Origin of the sequence: Candidatus Allofournierella excrementavium, from assembly GCF_048526665.1 — a bacterium.
Classification (GTDB): Bacteria; Bacillota; Clostridia; order Oscillospirales; family Ruminococcaceae; genus Allofournierella_A; species Allofournierella_A excrementavium.
This window is the reverse complement of the sequence record NZ_DBGFPE010000035.1, coordinates 46740-70350: the sequence shown is the minus strand read 5'-3', so window position 1 is coordinate 70350 and position 23611 is coordinate 46740. Positions and strand designations below refer to the sequence as shown.

The 23611-nt window shown below is 65.8% G+C and carries 22 protein-coding genes; 15 read left to right on the top strand and 7 right to left on the bottom strand.

The features are described 5' to 3' along the window. Window positions 1–15: 15 nt before the first annotated feature. Together ACMI1Q_RS08595 and ACMI1Q_RS08590 are read right to left on the bottom strand one after the other, a co-directional pair. Window positions 16–792, bottom strand: coding sequence for an SDR family NAD(P)-dependent oxidoreductase (locus ACMI1Q_RS08595; protein ID WP_330055761.1), 777 nt, complete (start codon window positions 790–792; stop codon window positions 16–18). A gap of 49 nt (window positions 793–841) precedes the next feature. Beyond that, entirely contained in the window at window positions 842–2125 is a 1284-nt protein-coding gene (locus tag ACMI1Q_RS08590; protein ID WP_419503481.1) for an SLC13 family permease, read from the bottom strand. 239 nt (window positions 2126–2364) lie between these two features. Between ACMI1Q_RS08590 and ACMI1Q_RS08585 the strand changes: the two genes are divergently transcribed. Continuing rightward, window positions 2365–3219, top strand: a complete 855-nt coding sequence (locus ACMI1Q_RS08585) for a LysR family transcriptional regulator (RefSeq protein ID WP_419503480.1) — start codon at window positions 2365–2367, stop codon at window positions 3217–3219. Between the two features lie 57 nt (window positions 3220–3276). Here ACMI1Q_RS08585 and ACMI1Q_RS08580 read toward each other — a convergent pair whose 3' ends face one another. After that, complete coding sequence (locus ACMI1Q_RS08580; protein ID WP_394980433.1) at window positions 3277–3927, bottom strand: HAD family hydrolase; 651 nt, start codon at window positions 3925–3927, stop codon at window positions 3277–3279. Window positions 3928–3952: 25 nt separating this feature from the next. Beyond that, complete coding sequence (dinB, locus tag ACMI1Q_RS08575) at window positions 3953–5221, bottom strand: DNA polymerase IV (protein ID WP_419503479.1); 1269 nt, start codon at window positions 5219–5221, stop codon at window positions 3953–3955. A gap of 85 nt (window positions 5222–5306) precedes the next feature. Between dinB and ACMI1Q_RS08570 the strand changes: the two genes are divergently transcribed. From ACMI1Q_RS08570 to ACMI1Q_RS08555, 4 genes are all read left to right on the top strand, one after another. Further along, window positions 5307–6122, top strand: coding sequence for a putative ABC transporter permease (locus ACMI1Q_RS08570; RefSeq protein WP_419503478.1), 816 nt, complete (start codon window positions 5307–5309; stop codon window positions 6120–6122). A 128-nt stretch (window positions 6123–6250) separates the two neighbouring features. Continuing rightward, entirely contained in the window at window positions 6251–6484 is a 234-nt protein-coding gene (locus ACMI1Q_RS08565; RefSeq protein ID WP_419503477.1) for a helix-turn-helix domain-containing protein, read from the top strand. Beyond that, complete coding sequence (locus tag ACMI1Q_RS08560) at window positions 6484–7455, top strand: helix-turn-helix domain-containing protein (RefSeq protein ID WP_419503476.1); 972 nt, start codon at window positions 6484–6486, stop codon at window positions 7453–7455. Before ACMI1Q_RS08565 ends, ACMI1Q_RS08560 begins: the two co-directional genes overlap by 1 nt. Before the next feature lie 484 nt (window positions 7456–7939). Continuing rightward, complete coding sequence (locus ACMI1Q_RS08555; RefSeq protein ID WP_419503475.1) at window positions 7940–9472, top strand: DUF6273 domain-containing protein; 1533 nt, start codon at window positions 7940–7942, stop codon at window positions 9470–9472. A 93-nt stretch (window positions 9473–9565) separates the two neighbouring features. Here ACMI1Q_RS08555 and ACMI1Q_RS08550 read toward each other — a convergent pair whose 3' ends face one another. The 3 genes from ACMI1Q_RS08550 to ACMI1Q_RS08540 form a co-directional block, all read right to left on the bottom strand. Next, window positions 9566–10198, bottom strand: coding sequence for a flavin reductase (locus ACMI1Q_RS08550; protein WP_419503474.1), 633 nt, complete (start codon window positions 10196–10198; stop codon window positions 9566–9568). A 69-nt stretch (window positions 10199–10267) separates the two neighbouring features. Then, on the bottom strand, window positions 10268–11686 hold the full coding sequence (locus ACMI1Q_RS08545; protein WP_419503473.1) for a lipopolysaccharide biosynthesis protein: 1419 nt from the start codon (window positions 11684–11686) through the stop codon (window positions 10268–10270). Between the two features lie 29 nt (window positions 11687–11715). After that, entirely contained in the window at window positions 11716–12270 is a 555-nt protein-coding gene (locus ACMI1Q_RS08540) for a M48 family metallopeptidase (RefSeq protein ID WP_419503472.1), read from the bottom strand. A 315-nt stretch (window positions 12271–12585) separates the two neighbouring features. On the opposite strand from ACMI1Q_RS08540, the gene ACMI1Q_RS08535 reads away from it, so the two are divergent. From ACMI1Q_RS08535 to ACMI1Q_RS08490, 10 genes are all read left to right on the top strand, one after another. After that, window positions 12586–14871, top strand: a complete 2286-nt coding sequence (locus ACMI1Q_RS08535; protein WP_419503471.1) for an anaerobic ribonucleoside triphosphate reductase — start codon at window positions 12586–12588, stop codon at window positions 14869–14871. Window positions 14872–14997: 126 nt separating this feature from the next. Beyond that, window positions 14998–15144, top strand: a complete 147-nt coding sequence (gene nrdD, locus ACMI1Q_RS08530) for an anaerobic ribonucleoside-triphosphate reductase (RefSeq protein WP_394980142.1) — start codon at window positions 14998–15000, stop codon at window positions 15142–15144. Beyond that, window positions 15144–15662, top strand: a complete 519-nt coding sequence (nrdG, locus tag ACMI1Q_RS08525) for an anaerobic ribonucleoside-triphosphate reductase activating protein (protein WP_419503470.1) — start codon at window positions 15144–15146, stop codon at window positions 15660–15662. The genes nrdD and nrdG overlap by 1 nt, the downstream gene beginning before the upstream one ends. A gap of 163 nt (window positions 15663–15825) precedes the next feature. After that, a complete protein-coding gene (locus ACMI1Q_RS08520) occupies window positions 15826–16479 on the top strand; it encodes a response regulator transcription factor (RefSeq protein ID WP_177522638.1) in 654 nt (217 codons plus the stop codon). Window positions 16480–16482: 3 nt separating this feature from the next. Then, window positions 16483–17961, top strand: a complete 1479-nt coding sequence (locus tag ACMI1Q_RS08515) for an ATP-binding protein (RefSeq protein ID WP_419503469.1) — start codon at window positions 16483–16485, stop codon at window positions 17959–17961. After that, entirely contained in the window at window positions 17958–19115 is a 1158-nt protein-coding gene (locus ACMI1Q_RS08510; protein WP_419503468.1) for a hypothetical protein, read from the top strand. Before ACMI1Q_RS08515 ends, ACMI1Q_RS08510 begins: the two co-directional genes overlap by 4 nt. Before the next feature lie 27 nt (window positions 19116–19142). Further along, window positions 19143–20165: a hypothetical protein gene (locus ACMI1Q_RS08505; protein ID WP_419503467.1), complete on the top strand. Its 1023-nt coding sequence runs from the start codon at window positions 19143–19145 to the stop codon at window positions 20163–20165. A gap of 52 nt (window positions 20166–20217) precedes the next feature. Beyond that, the gene (locus tag ACMI1Q_RS08500) at window positions 20218–21264 is read left to right on the top strand and encodes a hypothetical protein (RefSeq protein ID WP_419503466.1); all 1047 of its coding nucleotides are present in this window, start codon (window positions 20218–20220) and stop codon (window positions 21262–21264) included. A 151-nt stretch (window positions 21265–21415) separates the two neighbouring features. Further along, the gene (locus ACMI1Q_RS08495) at window positions 21416–22363 is read left to right on the top strand and encodes a C39 family peptidase (protein WP_419503465.1); all 948 of its coding nucleotides are present in this window, start codon (window positions 21416–21418) and stop codon (window positions 22361–22363) included. A 27-nt stretch (window positions 22364–22390) separates the two neighbouring features. Continuing rightward, complete coding sequence (locus ACMI1Q_RS08490) at window positions 22391–23569, top strand: hypothetical protein (protein WP_419503464.1); 1179 nt, start codon at window positions 22391–22393, stop codon at window positions 23567–23569. Window positions 23570–23611: the final 42 nt, after the last annotated feature.

Genomic DNA, 23611 nt, shown 5'->3' with positions numbered 1-23611 from the left:
CTTGTTTTGCGCGGTTTATTTTGCCCGCTTGTAGTTCAGATACAGCGAAGCCTCGGTGCCGCCGTCCACCACGATGGCCTGGCCGGTGATGGCGCGGGCCTCGTCGCTGGCCAGAAACAGCGCCGTCTCGGCGATGTCGCGGGCCTGGATCTCAAAGGGCGCGGGCTGGTAGGTGTCCAGGAAGCGCTGGCGGGCCTCGCCCTCAAAGCCGTTGTTCAGCGGGGTGTTCACAAAGCCCGGGCAGATGGCGTTGCAGCGGATGTTGCTGCGGGCAAAGTCGATGGCCACCGAGCGGGTGATGCTCAGCGCGCCGGCCTTGGCGGCGGAGTAGCCCAGCTTGTTGGGGGTGGGGCGGATGCCGTAGGTGCCGGCCAGGTTCAGAATCACGCCGCCGCCCTGCTTTTCCATGTAGGGGATGGAGTATTTGCAGCCCAGGAACACGCTCTCCATGTCCAGCGCCACCACCTTGCGGAAGTCCTCCACGCTGGTGGTCACGGCGGTGCCCATGGGGCTGATGCCGGCGATGGTGAAGTAGACGTCGATGCGGCCGAAGGTGTCCACCACGTCCTTGAAGAAGGCCTCCATGGCGGGGGCGTCGGTGATGTCCAGGGTGTAGGCCTTGGCCTTGCCGCCGGCGGCCAGGATGTTGTCCACGGTCTGCTGGGCGGCGGCGCCGTTGATGTCCACCACGCAGACGGTGGCGCCCTCCTGGGCGAACAGCTCGCTGGACACGCGGCCCATGCCGGAACCGCCGCCGGTGATGGCCACAACTTTATTTTCAAAACGCTTCATGATAGCATTGCCTCCTTGATGTGATCGAAAAAGGGGATGAACGGGCGGCTCAGCCGAACGCCGGGAACAGGGTCATGGCGATGAGCACGCCCACCACGCCGCGGACCACCGCGGGCACAAGGCCCACCTTGAGGATGGTCTTCTGGGTGTAGCCGCCGGCCTGCATGGCCATGGGCACCACCGGGTTGGGCATGGGGGTGATGAGGGACGACATGGACGCCAGCGAGCACAGGATGACCGGGCCGCGGGGGTCGCAGCCGATGGAGCTGCAGGTGATGATGAGGATGGGGATGAGCACGGTGGTGGTGGCGCGGTTGTAGAGGAAGGAAGTCATCAGGAAGGACACGATGTAGAACACCGCGCCGATGACGTAGCCGTTGGTCACACCGCTGAGCAGGGCCGCGGCGCCGTCGCCCAGCAGCTGGGCGGCGCCGGTGTTGCCCAGCGCCTCGCCCATCACGGTGACGCCCGCATACAGCAGCACCATGCTCATGTTCATGCGCACCAGGGCCTGCTGCTCGGTGAGCACGCCCGCCAGGGTCACGACGGCGGCGCCGGCCATGGTCACAGCCCAGGAGGGCAGGCCCAGCATCAGGCCGATGACCACCAGGATGAACACGCCGTAGCCGATGACCTCACGCACCGGCGACAGGGGCTCCTGCTCGCTGATGCTGGGGCCGGAGATGGCGGCCAGGGGGATGTCGGGCTCGTCGGGCATCATGCGGGGCAGCACGAAGATGGTCAGCAGCAGGGTCACGATGGCGGTGGGCAGGAACACCATCGTCTCGTTCCACATGCTCAGCATCTCGCCGGTCCAGCCGTAGGACTCAAGGTAGCCGTTCTGGGTGACGTACCAGGCGGCGTAGGGGCCGATGGGCTCGATGACGAAGGAGGTGGACACCACCGTCACGGCGATGGGGTACATCATCTTCGAGGGGCTCACCTTCAGCTGGCTGCACATGTTCATCACCAGCGGATAGACCATGGCGAACAGGGCGGGCAGGCTGGGCACGAACTGGCCCAGCAGGAAGATCACCAGAATGTAGGACGCCAGCACCTTGGTGAAGGAACCCTTGGTGATCTTGTAGAGCAGCTTGGTGATGTTGTTCACCATCTGCGTGCGGGACAGGCCGGCGGCCACGATGAACATGCCGGCCATGGTCAGCACGTTGTTGTTGCCGAAACCGGCGAACACCGTCTCGGCGTCCACGCAGCCGGTCACGAACAGGGCCACCACAACGCCCATGCTGGTAAAGGACATGGGCAGCTTGCGGTTGAAGAACAGAACGATCATGACCACGAAGATGACAAGGCAGATAACCATGCTGTTCATATCGTTTGACTCACTCCTTACAGGCAAATTAGCGATCGATGAAAAAACGGACAGAACGCGGCGCACCGCGCGGGAGAGCGAACGCCGTGCCCCGGCCGGGCAGACACCGCTTGAATCGACAAAAGTCTGTTAAATTCTTCACGCTTCCCCTTGACAATCATTTAACCACGGGGTATCATTTTTGTAAAGTGAAGGTTTATATAGGTAGCGTTGCGAAAATGTCAACGATGGAGGCAGACATGAACGTTGAAAAATGGCGCATCCTGGTGAACGCCGTGGACAGCGGCAGCATGGCCGCGGTGGCGGCCCAGACCAACTACACCACCTCCGGCGTGAGCCGCATCATCACCACGCTGGAAGAGGAGATCGGCTTTCCGCTGCTGGTGCGCCACCACCGGGGCGTGACCCCCACCAACGAGTGCCGGCTGCTTCTGCCGGACGTGCGGGCCTTCCTCCACGCGGAGGAAAAGCTCAAGCAGCAGGTGGCCCAGCTGAACGGCCTGGAGATAGGCTCCCTCACCATCGGCACCGCCTACAGTTCCAGCTATCCGCTGCTGACCAAGCAGGTGGTCAAATTCGTGGAGCGGTATCCCAACATCAAGGTGAGCGTTCTGTGGGGCTACAACCGGGAGCTGCGCCAGGCGGTGGTGGAGCGGCGCATCGATTTGTGCCTTGTGAGCCGGGGCGACGAGCCGCTGGACTGGATGCCCTTCCGCAAGGACCGGATGATGGTGCTGGTGGGCGAGGGCCATCCCCTCGCCGGGGAAAAGATGTTCCCCATCGAGGCGCTGGCCACCGAGCCCTACATCGACATCTGCTCCAGCCAGGAGACCGACGCGAACCAGATCCTGGCCCGCTTCGGGGTGGAGCCCAACACCAAGTTCACCACCTCCGACCGCTACGCCGCCCACGAGATGGTGCGGGCGGGGCTGGGGGTGACCCTGGTCAACGAGACCCAGATCCTGCCCGAGCGGCAGGGCATCCGGGCCATTCCCCTTGCGCCGGCCCAGATGGTGGAGATCGGGCTGGCCTGCCTGCCCCAGGCCACCCTGGCCACCCGCCGCTTCATCCGCTTTTGGAAAGAGGGCAGCTGAAAAAAGCGCAAAAAAGGGCCCGGGGCAGCTTTGCCCCGGGCCCTTTCAGGATGCGTCTCAAAGGGTGTCCAGCAGGGGAACGACGGCGAACAGGTCCGGCACGATGGCCGCCGTCAGAGTTTGCAGCTCGCCGGTGGGCTCCATCAGGTCGGGCACCATCACCGCCTTGCAGCCCGCCGCCGCGCCGGCGCGGATGCCGTTGGGGCTGTCCTCCAGCACCATGCAGCGCTCCGGGGCCCTGCCCGCCAGCGCCGCGCCCTTCAGGAATACCTCCGGGTCGGGCTTGCCGTGCTGCACGTCGTCGCCGCACACAAGGCCCTTGAAATAGCCGTCGATGCCCGCCCGCTTGAGATAGCCCTCGGTGATGACCCGGCGGGTGCTGGTGCACACCACCGCCGGCAGGCCCCGGCGCTCCAGCTCTTTCAAAAGCTCCACAAGGCCGGGCTTCTTGGGCAGGTCGTGCTCGTCCACCAGCCGGTCCATCACCACCCGGGCCTTGGCCTGGTAGTCGTCAAAGTCAAAGTCCGGGCCCAGCCGTTCCAGACACACCCGCTTGCAGCCCGCCCGGTTGCAGCCCCGCATGGCCACCACCACGTCCAGGTTCACCGGCAGGCCCTCGGCCTCGGCGGTGGCCATCCAGGCCTCGGTCCACAGCCGCTCGGTGTCGAACATCAGGCCGTCCATGTCAAACAAAACCGCTTCGATCATACGTTCTCGTTCCTTTCCCACTCTGTTATAGCGGGCCTTTCGCCCGCTCGTCGTCCTCGTCTTCGCCGCCCTTTTCCTCCATGGAAAGGCGGCCCAGCCCCAGGTCCCGGCGCAGAATGCTGCCCGCGCCGATGGCTCCCTTGCCGTATTTGCCCCGGATGGCGTCCAGGCTCTGTTCCAGCTTTTCCCGCCTCGGGTCGGGCCGGGGCGCGTCCTCGAAAAAGCTCTGCTGCACCGCCGCCGGCTCCTCGGTGATGGCCTGGGCCGTCACCGTGAGCATCCGCACCGGCTGGCCCTCGTGCCAGTTGGCCTGCATCAGCCGCCACGCGGCGTCCGCCAGGTCCCGGGCCAGATGGGTGCTCATGGGCAGCCGCGTCTGCCGGGTGATGGTCTTGAGGGAGGCGTCCCGCACCGTCAGCTGCACCGCCCCCGCCCACACGCCGTGGCGGCGCAGGCGGGCGGCCACCTCGTCCGAGAGGGCCCACAGCGCCGAGTGCACCTCGGCGGCGGTGACCAGGTCCCGGGGGAAAGTGCGCCCGCTGCCCACGCTCTTCACCGGCTCCTTTTCGCCCCAAAGGCGCACCGGCGCGTCGTCCAGCCCCCGGGCGTAGCGGCTTAAGGTGTGGCCCAGCTTGCCCAGGGCCGCAGCCAGCGCCTTTTCGTCCGCCGCCGCCAGGTCCCCGATGGTGGAGATGCCCATGCCCGCCAGCTTTTCGGCGGCCGAACGCCCCACGAAAAGCATGTCCCGGGCCGGCAGCGGCCAGAGGATGTCTTTGAAGCTTTCCCGGGTGATAAGGGTGGTGGCGTCCGGCTTTTTGTAGTCGCTGCCCAGCTTTGCGAACACCTTGTTGAAGCTGGCCCCCACCGAGATGGTCAGGCCGGTGGCCCCGCGCACCTCGGCCCGCAGCCGGTCTGCCAGCGCCTTGGGGCTTTGGGCGAACAGCTGCCAGGAGCCGCTCACGTCCAGCCAGCTCTCGTCGATGCTGAAGGGCTCCACCCGGTCGGTGAAGCGGCAGTAGATCTCGTTGATGACCTTGTAATAATGAACATACCGCTCCCGGTGAGGCTCCAGCAGAACAAGGTCCGGGCACTTGCGCTTTGCCTGCCAGATGGCCTCGGCGGTCTTGACCCCCATGGCCTTGGCGGGCTCGTTTTTTGCCAGGATGATGCCGTGGCGGCTGGCCGGGTCGCCGCACACCGCCACCGGCTTTTGGCGCAGTTCGGGCCGGGAGAGCAGCTCCACGCTGGCGTAAAAGCTGTTGCAGTCGCAGTGCAGCACCCATCGCTCGGCCATCTTCCCCGCCCCCTTTGCCTAATCAGTATACCACAACGCCCCCGCTTGTGCTATAATGGCATCCATGGAAAGGAGCGTGCGTCCCATGCCGTTTACCCTGTACCAGCTGTTGTGGTACTTTTTCATCTACGCCTTCCTGGGCTGGTGCCTGGAGGTGGTGTTCTGCGCCGTCAACTCCGGCCAGTGGGTCAACCGGGGCTTTCTGAACGGGCCGGTCTGCCCCATCTACGGCACGGGCATGTGCATCGTGCTGCTGGTGCTGGAGCCGCTGGCGGGCAACACCCTGCTGCTCTTCCTCGGCTCCATGGTGCTCACCAGCGCGCTGGAACTGGTCACCGGCTTCGTGCTGAAAAAGGCCTTCCACACCAGCTGGTGGGACTATTCCGACCAGCCCTTCAACATCGGGGGCTACATCTGTTTGAAATTCAGCCTGGCCTGGGGCCTCGCGGGCATGGCGGCGGTGCGGCTGCTGCACCCGCCCATCGCCCGGCTGGTGGACCGCCTGCCCCACACGGCGGGCTGGGTGCTGCTGGGGGTTTTCGGGGCGGTGCTGGCGGCGGACCTGGCGGCCACGCTGGTCACCCTGGCGGGCCTGGAGCGGGACCTGCGGGAGCTGGAAAAGCTGGGCGCGGCCCTGCGCCGCGGCAGCGACGCGGTGAGCAAAGAGCTGGGCGACGCGGCCCTGGCCGCCGACGAAAAGCTGGCCGAGAGCCGGCAGGCCCTGCCCGGGCGCATCGCCGACCTGGAAGCGCGGCGGGACCTTTTGCGGGCGGCCATCACCGACCGGCGGCTCTTCGGCGCGCGGCGTCTGCCGCGTGCCTTCCCCGGTATGCGCAACCTGCGCCACCGGGAGGTGCTGGAGGCCCTAAAGGCGGAGCTGGAGGAAAAGCTGCGCCGCTGAAAACCAAAAAGGGTGCTGATGGAACACATCGGCGCCCTTTTTTCGTTCCTTTGTTTGAAACTCTGCGAAAACCCGTATATGCTGAAATCAGAAGAAACACCGGCAGGCACAAGAGGAGGTGCGATGTCATGGAAGGGTATCTCTCCATTCGGGAAGCAGCGGAAAAATGGGGCGTGTCCCAGCGGCGCATCAACCAGTACTGCGCCGAGGGGCGCATCCCCGGGGCGGAGCGCTTCGGCGGCTCCTGGGCCATCCCGGGAAACGCCCGGAAGCCCGGCGACCCCCGCAGGGAGAAAAAGAAAGCCGGACCCGCCGTCCCCCCCAAAAAGCGCCGGAGCTGTTCCACGGCTTCATGCCCCTGATGAACACCCCGTTCCGGCCGGGGCACTGCATGGAGGCCATTGAAGGGATGAAGGCGGGCCCCACGCGGGACATCGCCCTGGCGGAGTATCACTATTTCAGCGGCCAGGCGGAAAAGGCCCTGGAGGAAACGCAGGTCTATCTCACGGCAAAGGACGCGGGGGTGCGGCTTTCCGCCTGCTGGATCTTTGCCTATTCCTGCCTGACCATGGGCCGCATCGACCACGCCCGCCGGGCGCTGCATGAGATACGCAGCACACTGACCGCCGGCGGCGGCGCCGCCGCGCCGGGGCGGGCCATCGAGGCCTTTGTGGCCTTTGCGGCGGCGGTGCTGCTGCACCTGCCCCTGCCGGAGGAAATGCCCCCCACCGACGAATTCCTGCCGCTGCTGCCGCCCGGGGTGCGGGCCTTCGCGCTGTATGTGGAGGCCCACTATCTCTATCTGAAACAGGAATACGCCATCAGCGCCGGCATCGTGGAGGCCGCCCTGGCCATGGGCGCGGCCGGCTACCCCATCTCCGCCATCTACCTGCATCTGGTGGCGGTGATGGACTACATGAGCCTGAAAAAGACCGAGCGCGCCCAGGCCCATCTTCTCGCCGCCTGGGACGTCGCCCGCCCGGACGATCTGATCGAGGGCTTCGGCGAACACCACGGCCTGCTGGGGGCCATGCTGGAGGCGGCCATCAAGCCGAAATGGCCGGAAGATTTCAAAAGGATCATCGACATCACCTACCGTTTCTCTTCCGGCTGGCGAAGAGTTCACAACCCGGTCACCGGGCACGACGTGGCGGACGATCTGACCACCACCGAGTTCGCCATCGCCATGCTGGCCGCCCGGGGCTGTACCACCCAGGAGATCGCGGAACACCTGAATATCTCGGCAAACACCGTCAAGACCCACATCGCGGAAGCCATGCGCAAGCTGGACATAAAGACCCGGAAGGACCTCAAACAGTACATGCTGCGCTGAAACCGCCTTTTCCGCCTTGGGCACCGCGCCCCGGGTCACCCGTTTTGGGGCCCGAAACGGGCGATGTTCAAGCCCCGCCGCCTGCGATATAATAAGGCTGTGTTCACTTCCAAGCACAAAAAGAAGGCGGCGATGCTTACCAGCAAAAGGGCACAGAGACTGCACGGAACGTTGCCGGAGAAGTTTCTGCAAACGGGGCAGGCCCCGACGGCCCGGCGAACGGGAACAGACCGCTGCGCCGTGTCGCCCTTGAGATCCGTAATAATATAAGGACGCGCCGCATCCACGGTCCGGTCGTGGACGGGGTGCGTCCTTTTTGTGTTTGGAGGTCTCTGCGCTGAAAAAAGGAGGAAAGAAGATGAAAAAACAACAAGGCGGCAAGCGGAACTTCCCGGTGGGCAGGCTTCTGGCCGCGCTGCTGAGCCTGTGCCTGCTCATCGGGCCATAGACCACGGCCTTTGCCGACGGCACGGACAAGGCGATCATGCCCGGGGTGGCGGACCTCAACGACCCGGTCTTTTCCAATGGCTACTATTACCCCAGCGACTACATCTACTTTGGCCTGTACCAGGGCTCTCCGCTCAAATGGCGGGTGCTGGACGCGGACAAAGCCTTCGACAAGCAGACCGACGGCGTGTTTTTGCTGACGGATGGGCTGCTGGAAACGATGCGCTATAACCCGTACAACGGTTCGACCGCATGGGAGGGCAGTGAGGCGCAGGCGTGGTGCAAGGCGTTTGCGGGCAGTACGAGCAATTTCTCCGCTGTCGAACAGGGCGTTATGATGGGCATCGCAAAAACCGAAGGCGCATACACACTGTATGACGACCCATGGGGTGAATGCATCCTGTCGGCGCAGAACAAAATGTTTTTCCTTTCCGTTCAGGAGTATTACGATTACGTCGCGGCCTGGGCCTCAATCGTCGCGCATGTGAGCAACCATTTTTGGCTGCGCACGCCCAACACGGAATGGACGACCAACGTGGGCGTTGTCTATCCGTCTGATGGCAACGTCGGCGCTTTGCAAACGGATTTCCAACATTCTGCCCGCCCCGCCTTCAACCTGGACAGCAGCGCCGTCCTTTTCAGCTCCCCCGCATCCGGCGGGAAGCCGGACGGCGAGATCAGCGCCATTGGCGATTACAGCGGCAACGAATGGAAGCTGACCCTCAAAGACAGCAGCCGCGACGGGTTCACCATCGAGAACCTGCATCGCGCGGGCAACATCATCACCTTCTATTACAGCGGCGCGGCGGCGGGCGCGAACGAATACATCTCCGCCCTGGTGGTGGACAGCACCGGCACCTACACCCACTACGGCAGACTGCAGCCGGCGGACGAGGCCGCGGGAACGGTGGTGTTCACCCTGCCCGAACTGCCCGAAGGCAGCACGCTGTACATCTTCAACGAGCAGTGCAACGGCGACTATAAAACCGACTACGCCAGCCATCTTGTGGAGCTGACGGTGCCCGAGGACACCTCCGGCGCGGGCGCGGACGGCCGCGAAGTGGAGCTGAAAAACGACGGCGCCACCATCCAGTGGCGGTACGCGGGCGAGGACGGCCGCGAAGTGGAGCTGCAGGTGGACTACGACAGCGAATTCATCCAGTGGCGTTACATCACCGGCTCCGACACCGGCTGGAAAAACCTGCTCCCCCTCTCCTCCATCACCGGCGCGGACGGCAAGGAAGTCCAGCTGCAGGTGGAGGACGGCTACATCCAGTGGAAATACGACGCCGACAGCGACTGGCAGAACCTGATCGCCGTTTCGGCCCTGCAGGGCATGAAGGGCGACAAGGGCGACCAAGGTGAAAAAGGCGAAAAGGGCGAGCTCATCGTCACCCTCACCGACGGCACCGAGCTCAACGCCGGCGCGATCCCCGCCGGCGCGGCGGCCCCCGGCCTGGAGCCCCTTGTCTACATCGCCCTGGGCGCCGCGGTGATCTCGCTGGCCGGCATGATCGTCATGGCGGCTTACCTGCTGGCCAAGCGCAAAAGCCTGCTGACGCAAGCGTAAGGGAAAGCGCGATTTCCCGCTGCGCGGGCATAAAAAAGAAGGGCACAGCCGAAGCTGTGCCCTTCTTTTGCCGTTATCGGACGGGATGCGCCGTCACAGTTTTTTGAACACCTCGGCGCCCTGCTTGCACACCGGGCAGGTGAAGCCTGCGGGCAGCTCCTCGCCCTCGTAGATGTAGCCGCACACCGAGCACTGCCAGCGGGTGACGGCGGCGGGGGCCGGCGCGGCAGCCTGATAGCTGCTGGCCTTGGGCGGGGTCAGGCCGTTCTTCACCTGATGGTAGTAGGCATAGGTCATGGAGGGCTCTTTGGAGAGGGTCTCGGCGTCCTCCACCTCGGCGATGAACAAAAGGTGGCTGCCCGCGTCCACCGTCTCCTTCACCCGGCACACCAGCACCGCGTTCACATGCTCCGCCGGGCAGGGCAGCGCCTTGAACTCCACCGCCTTCAGGCCCTCGAACTTGTCCTCGTCCTTGCTGGAGCGGAAGCCGAACCGGCCGATGAGCTCCATGGGGGCCGACTCGGTCAGCACCGACACGGCGAACCGCCCGGCGCGCTTCACCGCCCCGGCGGTGAAGTTCTCCTTGTTGATGGCCACCATCACCTGCACCGGCTCGGCGGTCACCTGGGTCACCGTGTTCACCACGCAGCCCACGCCCCGGCCGCCGTCCACCGTGGTGATGACATACAGCCCGCAGCTGAGTTTGTAAAGCGCTGTCATATCCATCGTTCTGCCGTCCTTTCCATAAAACAGGAATTATTACTGTTTATAGTATAGCCTCCTGCCGCCCGTCTGTCAAGCGCGGCGGCGTTTACCCAAAAGCTGCATCAGGATGCCCAGCACGCCCTGGAAGTTGAAGGCGCACACGCCCACGGTGATGAGGGTGCACCACAGCGGCCAGTAGGGGGTCTGGAAAATCATCAGCCCGGCCTCGGCCAGCACCATGATCAGGTTGAGGGAAAGGCGCAGGGGGGCAAAGTCGATGGCCAGCAGGCCCCGGGTGTTCACCGCACGCAGGATGAACACCACGAAGTAGCTCAGGAAGCTGGCCAGGGTCACGCCCACGGGGCCCATCACCGGGATGAACAGCCAGTTCAAAAGGCAGTTGACCACCGCGCCCGCCAGCATGGTGTAAAGCGAGAGGGTGCTGCGCTTTTCCACCATGTAGATGCTGTTGAGGAACTGGTTCAGGCAGCTGAACAAAGTGCCGATGGCCAGCAGGGGCACGAACTGCCACGCGTCGAAGAAGTTGGCCTTGAAGATGAACATCAGCGGGCGGCACAGCAGGATGATGCCCGCGCAGCAGCAGAAAAGCAGGCTCTGGTAAAGGCCGAACACCCGGCTGAAGAACCGCTGGCGGCCCTCCAGCTCGGTCACGGCGGACAGCTGCCACGCCTCATAGAAGATGGTGCCCAGCACCGACAGGATGGTGGGCAGGAAATAGCCCACGCCCAAAAGGCCGGTCCAGTATTCGCCGGTCTGGTCCTTGTAGCCGCCGCACATGGCCTGCACGAAGAACAGGTCGCTGGCGTTGATGACCCAGAAGCTGATCTGGGCGGGCACCATGGGCAGCGAGTAGGCCAGCATCTGCTTCCAAAGAGTCATGGAGTGGAAGCGGGGCCGCAAATACCGCCCCAGCCCGGCGATGCAGAAGACGAACAGCGCGCTCAATGCGTCCGAGCAGATGATGGCCAGCACATAGCCCTTGGCCCCCATGTGGAAGCCGGAGAGGAACAGGATGGTGAAGCCCAGGTTGGTGGCGCTGCACAAAACGCCGTCCACCGCCACCAGCCGGTTCAGCTGGCGGCTGCGCACGAACTGGGTGCACCAGGTGCGCAGGCAGCTCACCAGCACATGCACATAAAGGAACGGCGCGTACTCCGCGAACAGCGGGATGAACCGCAGCAGCGGATAGCAGCACAGCATGATGACAAAGCCGGTGAGGATGGTGAGCAGGCCGTCGGTGAACACCGAGCCTTTCTTCACCTTTTCGTCCAGGCCGAAGCGGATGATGGCGTAGCTCACGCCCATGCTCACCAGCGGGATGAGCAGCGAGCCGATGTTCTGCACCAGCTTGGTGATGCCCACCTCTTCCACCTGGCCCATGGCGAAGGTGATGTAGGGCTGCAGCACGATGCTGAGCAGCTTTGCCGAAAAGTTGCTGATGGCGAACAAAAGGGTGTTGTTCGCCAGGCGTTTGTACTTTGCGTCCAAAGGGATCTTCCTTTCCGTGGATGGTGCGCTCAGCGCGCGTTTCGCAAAAGGGCCCGGCGGGCCTTCCAGTCCGGCAGGATGCTTGCCACCAGCGCCCAGAACCCGGCCTGGTGGTCCGGGTGCACAAAGTGGCAGTACTCGTGCACCACCACATACTCAACGGCCTCGGGGGGCTGCAGCGCCAGCCGCGCCGCCAGGGTGATCTGCCGCTTGGCGGGGTGGCAGCTGCCCCAGCGGGTGCGCATGTCCCGCACCTTTATAATGGGCTTCTGGCCTCCCAGCACCCCCGCGAACCGGGGGAACACCCTGTCGTTCACCGCCTGGAACAGAGGCAGGCAGTCGGCGGGCTTCGGCGTGGGGGCCGCGGCCCGGGCGGCCTCGGCGGCCTTCTGCCGGGCCAGGGCCTTTTGCACCCATCCGGCGTGGGCGGCCACAAAGGCGTCCACCGAGGCGGCGCTGGCCCGCAGCGGGGCGCTCACCCGCACGCTGCCGTCCGGCCCAAGGCGCAGATTCAGGTTTTTCACCCGCTTGCGGGTGAGGGCGTAGTCCACGCCGCCGGCGCTGCGAAATTCTTTTTGCTCCACGGCGGCGGACCCCCTTTTCTTTTCCCCGCAGGGGGGTATAATAGGACATTGTGCGCCGTTTCGGCGCACCGTGCGCTTTCCATTGTAGCATGTTTTCGCGCCCTTTTGAACGCGAAAAGCAAAACTCACAAAAAATTCATCCAAACCTTGGCGCTAATTTTGCGCCCGGTCATATTGACAGCCACTATATGTAGGTGTCATAATGTTTTAAGTAGCGTTCTCACCCCAAAATACAGAGAATGACCAAACGGCGCGCATGGGGGGCCGACACAGCGCAAAGCAAGGCGCGAAGCCGGGTCAGGAGGAGTTTGCATCATGATCAAAAGCGTTATCAAGCGGGATGGCCGCGTAGTTTTGTTCGACGAGGGCAAGATCGCGGCCGCCGTGCTCAAGGCCCTGGAGGCCGCCGGCGAGGGCGACGCGCGGGAAGCGGCCCGCGTGGCCAACAAGGTCTCGCGCCACCTGGAGGTGGACTGCGGCGAGGAATCCCCCCAGATCGAGCAGATCCAGGACGCGGTGGAGACCGGCCTGATGGAGTGCGGCCACGACGAGGCGGCCAAGAAGTACATCCTGTACCGGGCCAACCGCACCCGCATCCGCGAGGCGAACACCAGCCTGATGAAGACCATCGACGAGATCACCAACGTGGACGCCCGCATCAGCGACATGAAGCGCGACAACGCCAACATCGACGGCAACACCGCCATGGGCAGCATGCTGCAGATCGGCACCGCCGGCGCCAAGGCCTACAACGCGGCCTACCTGCTCACCCCCGAGCAGGCCAAGGCCCACTCCGAGGGCGACATCCACATCCACGATTTCGATTTCTATTCCCTCACCACCACCTGCACCCAGATCGACATCCTGCGCCTGTTCCACGGCGGTTTCTCCACCGGCCACGGCTTCCTGCGCGAGCCTGCCAGCATCGGCAGCTACGCGGCGCTGGCGGCCATCGCCATCCAGTCCAACCAGAACGACCAGCACGGCGGCCAGTCCATCCCGAACTTTGACTACGGCATGGCCGAGGGCATCCGCAAGAGCTTTGCCAAGCTCTACCGCAAAAAGCTGGCCGAGGGCGTGGAGGACCTGCTGAACTCGGAGGACGAGAGCGCCCTGACCGAGGCGGCGGTGAACAAGGCCGCCGACGAGCTGGGCATGCAGCCCCGCATCGAGGTGAAGGCCGACGAGTTTGACGCCATCGTGGCGAAGGCCCTGGAAGAGACCAGCGCCCTTTCCGCCGAGGAGGCGCAGCGCATCGTGGCCACCGCCCGCCGCCGGGCCTACAAGCAGACCGACCGGGACACCTATCAGGCCATGGAGGGCTTCGTTCACAACCTGAACACCATGCACTCCCGCGCCGGCGCGCAGACCCCCTTCAGCAGCATCAACTACGGCACCGACACCTCCCCCGAGGGCCGCATGGCCATCCGCAACATCCTGCTGGCGGAGGACGCGGGCCTGGGCCACGGCGAAACGCCCATCTTCCCCATCCACATCTTCAAGGTCAAGGAGGGGGTCAACTACAACGAGGGCGACCCCAACTACGACCTGTTCAAGCTGAGCATGAAGGTCAGCGCCAAGCGCCTGTTCCCGAACTATGTCTTCCTGGACGCGCCCTTCAACCTCCAGTACTACAAGCCCGGCCATCCCGAGACCGAGGTGGCCACCATGGGCTGCCGCACCCGCGTGATGGGCAACGTCTACGACCCTGACCGCCAGATCAGCTACAGCCGCGGCAACCTGTCCTTCACCTCCATCAACCTGCCCCGTCTGGCCATCCTGGCCGACCACGACGAGGCCGCCTTCTACAAGAAGCTGGACTCCATGCTGGAGCTGGTGGCCCAGCAGCTGCTGGACCGCTATGAGATCCAGGCGGCCAAGCGGGTCTACAACTACCCCTTCCTGATGGGCCAGGGCGTCTGGCTGGACAGCGACAACCTGGGCCCCGCCGACGAGGTGCGCGAGGTGCTCAAGCACGGCACCCTCTCCATCGGCTTCATCGGCCTGGCCGAGACCCTTACCGCCCTCTACGGCCACCACCACGGCGAGAGCGAGGAGATGCAGAAGAAGGGCCTGGAGATCGTCAAGCACATGCGCGACTTCTGCGACAAGAAGAGCCAGGAAATGAAGATGAACTTCACCCTGCTGGCCACCCCGGCGGAGGGCCTTTCCGGCCGGTTCACCCGGATGGACAAAAAGCGCTTCGGCGTCATCCCCGGCGTCACCGACCGCGAGTACTACACCAACAGCTTCCACATCCCCGTGTGGTTCCAGATCTCTGCCTACGACAAGATCCAGAAGGAAGCGCCCTATCACGCCCTCACCAACGCCGGCCACATCAGCTATGTGGAGCTGGACGGCGACACCGCCAACAACCTGGAGGCCTTCGAGAGCGTGGTGCGCTGCATGCACGACGCGGGCGTGGGCTACGGCAGCATCAACCACCCCGTCGACCGCGACCCCGTGTGCGGCTATGTGGGCGTGATCGGCGATGTGTGCCCCCGGTGCGGCCGCCGCAGCGGCGAGGCCCTCAGCCCCGAAAAGCTGGCCGAGCTTCGCAAGAAATACCCCAGCGTGCCCGCCTTCTGCGGGTGCGAATGAACCCCCTTTGAAAACGCGGGGCGAACGCCCGGTGTTGCCGGTGCAACATGCCGCCGCCCGCCGAACGTGATATAATAACGATAACGATTTTTGAAAAGACCGGGAAAGGTCCAAGGAGGAAACATCATGGCTGCAATGCAGAAACAATCCGTCGTGGGCAAGGACGTCCAGTTCGAGCGCATCCGCCGCATCACCGGCTATCTGGTGGGCACCATGGACAAGTGGAACGACGCCAAGAAGGCCGAAGAGCGCGACCGGGTGAAGCACCTGTAATGCTGAGGGTCGCAGGCTGTGTGGCCGACAGCATCGTAGACGGCCCGGGGCTGCGGTTCACCGTGTTCTTCCAGGGCTGCCCCCACCACTGCCCGGGGTGCCATAACCCCGAGACCTGGGCCTTTGAGGGCGGGCAGGAATGCACCCCCGAAGAGCTGGCGGCGCTGGCCAAACGAAGCCCCCTGTGCAAGGGGATCACCCTCTCCGGCGGCGAGCCCTTCGCCCAGGCGGGGGACGAAATGCTGGAATTCGTGCGCCTTTGCCGCGCCGCGGGCTTTGAGGTGGCCGCCTACACCGGCTACACCTTCGAGCAGCTGCTGGCGGGCACCGAGGCCCAGAAAGCCCTGCTGCGGGAGCTGGACACCCTCATCGACGGGCCCTTCCTGCAGGCCGAGTGCAGCCTGGAGCTGCGCTTTCGGGGCAGCCGCAACCAGCGCATCCTGAACGTGCCGGCAAGCCTTGCCGCCGCCGCCCCCGTGTGGGAAGCGGGCGAGCGCTGGGTGGGCGAGCACGAATAAGAGGACCAACGGGCCGTTTTTGCAAAAAAACGGCCCGTTTTCTGTTGGTATTTACAGTTTCGATACAACTTGTTGTCGACACCTTGGGCGCGGGTGTGGCATACTGTTAAGGGGCCCGGGCGTTGCCTGGGGCCCTTTTGCATAAAAAGGAGGAATCTTTGCCATGGCACACATCCTGATCGTGGAGGATGAGGCGCATATCGCCCAGATGATCGAGGCCACCCTGTCGCTGGGGGGCTACACCAGCGAGATCTGCTCCGACGGCGAAAAAGCGGTGGAGCGCATCTTCGCGGGCGGCTTCGACCTGGTGCTGCTGGACGTGATGCTGCCGGGCCTGGATGGCTTCGCCGTGATGGAGCGGGTGGCCAGCCAGGGCACGCCGGTGATCTTTCTGTCCGCCATGCAGCAGGTGGCGGATAAAGTCCGGGGCCTGCATCTGGGGGCCGAGGACTACATCGCCAAGCCCTTCGAGGCGCTGGAACTGCTGGCGCGGGTGGAAGTGGCCCTGCGCCGCCGGGGCAAGGGCCGGGAGGTGCTGGAATACGGCGACATCCGCCAGGACCTGGGCAGCCACACCGTCACCCTGAAGGGCGAGCCGGTGGCCCTTTCGCCCAAGGAGTTCGAGCTGCTGCGGGTGTTCTTGCAGAACCGGGACCTGGCCCTCAGCCGGGCAAAGCTGCTGGCCCTGGTGTGGGGCTATGAGTTCGAGGGCGAGAGCCGCACGGTGGACATCCACGTGCAGCGGCTGCGCCAGAAGCTGCATCTTTCGGAAAAACTGGTCACCCTTCCCCGGGTGGGCTACCGACTGGAGAGCTGACAGATGAAACTTTGGCAGAAAATTTTTCTGTCCACCCTGGCGCTGACCGTCGCGGTCACCAGCCTTTTGAGCCTGCTCTTTCTGCTTTCGAGCCGCAGCTCGCTGTGGGAGCGGGAAAATCAGCGCGCCCTCACCCAGCAGCAGTCGCTGGCCAGCCTCATCAAGACCGGCGTGGTCAGCCAGCGGCTGCAAAGCGGCAAGGTGCGCCTTTCGGCGGAGGAGGCGGACGATGCCGCCGCCTCGGTGCTGGCGCGGCATGAGGCGGACGAGTATCTTGTGGCCAGCCGCCTTTTGCGCCGGGGCGCCGAGGACTGGAACACCATCGCCGGCGCCACCTTTGACGAGCTGATGGACGCCGCCGCATTGCAGGGCGACGACTACACCGACTCCGCCCTCACCTACTCCCGCACCTTCCGGCAGGACGGGCGGCTGTATCTTGCGCTGAACGCCCCCCTCTCGCTGGAGCAGACGGACTACCGCCTGCTCTGCGTCTTTGACGTGTCGGAGGTGGAGGGCATCCTGCGCCGTCAGGCGGGCACCGCCCTGGCCCTCAGCGCCACCGGCAGCCTTGCCGCCGCCGGCGCGCTGCTGGTGGTGGTGCGGGGCCTGCTGCGCCCCTTGAACGTGCTCAGCCGGGCGTCGCGGCGCATCGCCGCGGGAAGCTATTCCGAGCGCATCCGCCTGTCTGGCTCTGACGAGCTGGCGGACCTCGCCCAGGACATGAACCGCATGGCCGAGGCGGTGGAGAGCCGGGTCACCCAGCTGGAACAGGCCGCCGAGGACCGCAGCGCCTTCATCGCCAACATGGCCCACGAGATGAAAACGCCCCTCACCAGCATCCTGGGCTTCGCGGACCTTTTGTATCTGCAAAAGGACGTGACCGACAAAAAGCGGATGGAGTACGCCGGCATCATCGTGGAGGAGACAAAGCGCATGCGCTCGCTCTCCGGCAAGCTGATGGAGCTGCTCAACGTGGGCAGCCAGAACCTGGTGTTCACCTCGGAGCCCCTGGCGGACGTGATGAAGGAGGTGGCCGCCGCCATGGAGCCGGTGCTGGCCAGCTCCGGCCTCACCTTGCAGCACGTCTGCGAGGAAGGTCTGTTTTTGATGATGGACCGGGAGCTCTTCAAATCCCTGCTCTATAACTTCATCGACAACGGCCGCAAGGCCAGCCCCGAGGGCAGCCGCATCCAGATGCTGGCCCACCGCCAGGGCGGCCAGGCCGAGATCATGATCCGGGACTACGGCCAGGGCATCCCGGAAAAGGAGCTGGAAAAGGTGCGCCAGCCCTTTTATATGGTGGACAAGTCCCGCAGCCGCAAGGCCGGCGGCGCGGGGCTGGGCCTCGCGCTCTGCGAGGAGATCTGCCGCATCCACAAAGGGGCCTTCGCCATCGACAGCCGGGTGGGCAAGGGCACCCTCATCACCCTGCGCTTTCCGCTGGCGGCCCCGCCCGTGCCGGGGCAGGAGGCCGAAGCATGAGCGGGCGGCGCATCCGCCGGCCCCCGGCGGGCACGGCGGCCCCCGCCCGCGCCCCCCGTCAGAAGGACAAGGCGCGCCGGGTGCAGCGGCAGGTGCTGGCCACCGGCGCGGCCATCCTGCTGGCGGGCACCGCGGCCACCTTCCTGCTGGAGCAGGCGGTGCTGGCCCCCCGGCGGCAGGTGCAGACGGAGTCCGCCCTGCCGGTTTACAGCGCGGTGGGCCAGCGCACCGACGACGTGAGCTTCTGGCCCTGGACCTTCTACGCCGAGCAGGCCGGGCAGACGCCCACCCTGTTCCCCATGGAGGGCGACACCTACACAGCCGAGATGCTGGTGACGCTCATCGACGCGCTGCTAGGCGGCGGGGTGGAGATGGAGACCTCCTCGGTGGTGATAGAATCCTATGCCGACGCCCGCTCCAGCTGCCAGTATCTGCGGGATCTGCCGGTGCTCTGGACGCCGCCCGACGGCGGCGAAGCCCAAAACCTTGTCCTGAACATGGCCTATGGCAACGGCAGTGACCCCGCCCTGACCTTCGGCATGGCGGTGAGCTTTGTGGTGAAGCCGGCGGACCAGACCCCCACCGAGGCCCAGCTGGAGGCGGCCTACCGCCAGGTGCTGCTGGACCTTTATTTCCAGTGCGGCGCGGCGGGCTGGCTGCTGGACGATGCCGCCGCCTCCGAGATCATGGAGGCCACCCCGGCCCCCGTAGACGCGCCCTCCGACCCCGGCGGGGAGACCGCCTCCCAGCCGGCGCAGACGGACGGCGCGCTGAGCGATGAAGCGGTGCGCCGGCTGCAAAGCGCCGCGCAGATGCCCCTGGAAACGATGCTGGACCGGCTCAGCGGGCCGTTGGCGGCGCTGGCGGGCCTCGACGAATTCGTTCTGCAATGGCCGGCGGGCCTCGGGCCGGACACCGCCCTCTGGCCGGTGGAGAACTCCCCCGACCCGGCGGCGCTGGCCGCCGGCACCCTCAGCGAGGAGGACACCCACAAGCTGGAGCAGCGCCTCCAGCAGCAGTACGCCGAATACGGCATGGAGCTGCAGGTGGTCACCCTGTCGGACAGCGTGCTGGTGCTCTTTTCCTCCAACGCCACCCTCGGCTTTTACTACGACCCGGTGCTGGAAGTCTGGTCCGGCTTTGCCGTCCAGTGACCGCGTTTTAAAAAAGGAGGCCGCGCCATGAAACAGCCTTCCCCCTCCCGCCGCGCCCTGCTTGTCTTTGTGGCCGCCTGCGCCGGGGTGCTGGCGGCGGGCATGGCCGCCGTGGCCGCCGCGGGCCGCTTTGCCCCGGGGCGTGAGGTGACCGCCCGGGCCGCCCTGCCGGTGCGGGGCGCCCTGGGGGCCGAGAGCGCCGACGTGCTCTTCTGGCCGGAGGCCGCCTGGGAGGAGTACTCCCTCACCGAGGCGGCCCGCCTGCAGGAGGGCTTCGACGTGGACTGGCCCGCCGGCGCATGGCTGGACTTCGCCGGGTGGAACGGCGGAGCGGGCCCGCTGCCCGGCTCCGAATGGCACGCGGACGTGCCGCAGGGCCGGTGCTTTTTTGCCCGCAACGTGCGCTTTGCCGCACCGATGCCCGGCGCCGACGGCCCGGACCGGGCGCTGGTGGCCGAGGTGTCGGCGGGCCGGCGGGACAGCGGCTTTGCGGTGACCTGCCGTGTGTTTGCCGACGACGGCTATCAGGACCTGCCCGACGACTGGCAGACCGCGGCGGTGCAGCGCTGCCGCGAGGAAGTGATGTACCTGCTCAACCTCTCCAACGACGAATCGCGCGCCGGCCTGTATGAGCTGCTGAACGGCATGTTCCTTTGCAGCGAGGAAGGGCTGGAATACAAGACCTTCAACGACCCGGAACTGGATGTCCTCTGGCAGGAGGAGGGCGCGCGGGATGTGCAGTCGATGCTGCGCAGCATGGCGGGGGACCTGCGGGCCAACCAGCGCAAGGCCCTGCAGCTTTTCCACCAGGGCGGCGGCCGGCCTCCGGAGGAGGTGCCCGGCGGCCTTCTGCCCCACCAGACCCTTGCCGCCGACCCCATGCCCGGCGAAGAGGAGCTGGCCCTGCTGATGAACAACCTGGAACTGGAGATACAGATCGTGCCCATGGAGCGGCAGGCCATGGTGCTGTTCAGCTGGGAAAAGGGCGACGTGGCCGCCTACTATGACCCGGTGCTGGACTGCTTCTCCGGCTTTTCCCTGCAGCGTTGAATCCCTTCCCGGCAATCGGCCGGAATCATTCTGGAAAGGAGGCCCGGTGCCCATGAAAAAGCGTTGCGCGCCCCGGCGCGACACCCTGGTCTTTCTGGGGGCTTGCGCGGGGGTGCTGGCGGCGGGCATGGCGCTTGTGGGCGCGGCGGGCCTCTCCCCGCCCGGCCGTCAGGTGGACAGCCGCGCCGCCCTGCCGGTATACAGCGCCCTGGGGGCCGAGAGCGCCGACGTGCAGTTCTGGCCCTGGCAGCTCTGGGAGGAGGCCTCCGACACGGAAAACGGCATTTACCCCTGGCTGGAGGCCTCCGGCGAGCTGGCCGCCCCCTGGCTGGACCTCTTCGGCTGGGGTATGGGCCAGGGGGAGAACGCCAGCAGCGGCCAGGTCTACATGGCCCTGCCGGAGGACGGCGACTGCCTTTATGTGCGGGGCATCCGCTTCACCGACACCCCGCCCCAGATCTCCGGCCTTGCCACCCCCAACGCGGTGCAGCAGGAGCTGACGGCGGAGTTCGCCGTGGGCTACCGCTCCAGCGGCTTTGCGGTGAGCTGCCTCGTCTATGCCGCCGACGGCTACCAAAACCTGCCCGAAGACTGGCAGGAGACGGCGGTGCAGCGCTGCCGGGAGGAGCTGCTCTATCTGTTCAACCTCTCCAACGACGACCAGCGCCTGCAGCTCTATCAGCGGCTGAACAGCATGCTCACCCCCTACCCCTGGGCGCTGGAGAATGCATCCTTCCCCCTGGAGCCGATGGAGGAATACTGGCAGGGCGCGGGCCGCGACCAGCTGGCCGGCATGCTGAGCAACATGCAGGGCATGGTGCGCGCCGCCCAGTACAACAGCCTTGTGCTTTACAGCGCCGACGGCTGGAAGGAACCGGGCGAAAGCTGGGGCTGCCTTTACAACCACCAGCCCCTTTATGCCGACCCCATGCCCGGCGAAGCGGAGATGGCACGGGTGCTGGCAGACGTCTCCCTGGATGTGCAGATCGTGCCGCTGGAAAAGCAGGTGATGGTGCTTTTCGGCTGGTACGGCGGCAACCTGGCCCTTTACTACGACCCGGTGCTGGACTGCTTTTCCGGCTACGCTTTGCAGCAGTGAGGGGCCGCCCCCCGCATTTTTTGCAGTTTTTCTGCGGGATGTTTACAGTTTCGATACCGCTTTTTGCGGACTTTGCGCCCCCTTTGGCGCGATACTTTTCTTGCGGCGGATGACCGCCGCGGGAGACTATCGCATCAGAGGGGGTCATTTTATGAGCACGCGCGTCATCCGCACCGCCGCCGCACTGCGGCCTGCCGGGGAGTGGGAACAGGCCATCCCCCTGCCCGCCTGGAGCCCGGTGGAGGAGGCCGCGCCCATCCGCCGCCCCCCGGAGCGCCAGCGTCAGGTCTACCGGGCCCCCGCGCCCGCGCCTCGCCGCCGCCGGCGCAAGCGCCGCCTTGCCGGTGTGCTGCTGCGGCTGGCGGTGCTGGCCCTCTGCGGCTGGGCGCTGCTGCGGGTGCTCAGCGAGACCAAGGGCGCGCTGGCGGAGGGCGTGCACCGGGCCGAGGCCCTCTTTTCCATCGCCGCAGGCTGGGGCGTGGACGCGCCCGAGGCCGCCGGCGTGCTGGAGGTGGAGCCGGTGCTGCAAAACCCCGCCCTGCCCAACGGCTGCGAGGCGGCCAGTCTGGCCACCCTGCTGCACTACGCCGGGGTGGAGGCGGACACGGTGGAGCTGGCCATGGAGTGGATCCCCCGCCAGGAGTTCAGCTATTCCGGGCCGGACCGCTTCGGCCCCGACCCCGACGAAGCCTACGCGGGCGACCCCACCAGCGCCTCCGGCGGCTGGTACTGCTTTGCAGGCCCGGTGGTGGAGGGAGCCAACGGCTATCTTGAAGCCATCGGCAGCTCTCTGCGGGCGAAGGACCTCACCGGCGCAGGGCTTGCCGAACTGGAAAAGCGGCTGGCCAAGGGCCAGCCGGTGGCGGTGTGGTTCACCCAGGACTACCAGGACCCCCGCATGAACGAAAGCTTCACCTGGACGCTGCCCTCCGGCGAGCAGTACACCCCTTATGCAAACCTCCACTGTCTGGTGCTGGCCGGGGTGGAAGGGGGCGACTGCCTGCTGGCGGACCCGCTCTCCGGCAGCACCCGGGTGGACAAGGACACCTTCGAGCGCATCTACACCGCCATGGGCAGCCGGGCGCTGGCCGTGGGCTGACCGAACGGAGAAAGGAAGGGACCTGAGATGAAACCGTCTTTGTGGATATGCCTTTTCCTGAGCGGCGTGCTGCTGGCCGCCTGCACAAGGCAGAACAGCCCGCTGGTCATCGCCGCCTCCGCAGCCTCCGCGCCTGAGTCCTGCGCCGCCGCGCCCGAAGAGGCGCTGACCGTGCTGACCCAGTGGGACGCCGCCAGCGGCTATTACTACCTCGCCCGGCAAAACGGCGGCGACTTCGTGCTGCATTTTGTGGACTACGCCACCCTGGAGGACTCCGCCGTGTGCAGCGCCGGCTGCGACCACACCGGCGAGGGCTGCACCGCCCGCCTTGCGTGGGACGGCTGCGACATCCGGGTGTACGCCGCCCGGGACCGGCTGTTCGTGGTCTACGGCGGCGAGGCAAAGGAACAAGCGGGCACGGCCCGGGTCATCAGCTGTGAGCGGGACGGCTCCCACCGACAGGAGCTGGCCCGCTTTGGCGCGTCCGATTTTATCGACAGCGCCCCCGCCTGGGACGGTGAGCGGCTGTATCTTCTGGTGTCCGCCTATGAAGAGGGCGAGGCCCGGCGGCGGCTGGTCAGCCTTGACGCCGCCACCGGCGAACAGAAAGAGCAGACGGGCCTGCCCCCGTTGGACACCGCCGTGGAAGGGGCCTTCGGGCGGGAATTGGTGCTGCGCTTCGGCGAGGGCACCCAGGCGGGCTGGGGCCTGTGGAACGTGGACGACGGCAGCTGGCGGGAGCTGGTGCGCCGGGAGCGGCCGGTGAGCGCCGTCTGCGCCGGGGACGCGCTCTGTCTTTTGGAAAACGGGACGGGCAGCATCCTCCGCCTGCCGCTGGCGGGAGGCGGGAAGACCACCCTCGCCACCGATCTGAACCAGGGCCGCAGTCTGGCCCAGGCCCAGCTGACGGCCGCCGGCGACGGGGGCTTTCTGGTGCGGGGCGAGGAGAACGGCGAATTTGACAACTACCTCATCGACCCGCAAGGGCACACCGTGAAGCAGACCCTCGCCACCACCGGCGAGCTTGGCGACTTCCCGCTGGAGGTCCTGGCCGAGGCGGAGGGGGCCTACCTTGTGGCGAAGGAATACAGCGTGCGGCAGGTGGAGCTGCCGGAGGACGAGGGCGTTGTGGACGAGACGCGCTATACCTTCGCCCTGCTGCCGAAGGAGGATTTCTGGGCAGACCGCGCCAACTATAAAAATTAAAAAGCCCGGGCGGGGAGTTTTCCCCCGTCCGGGTCTTTCTTT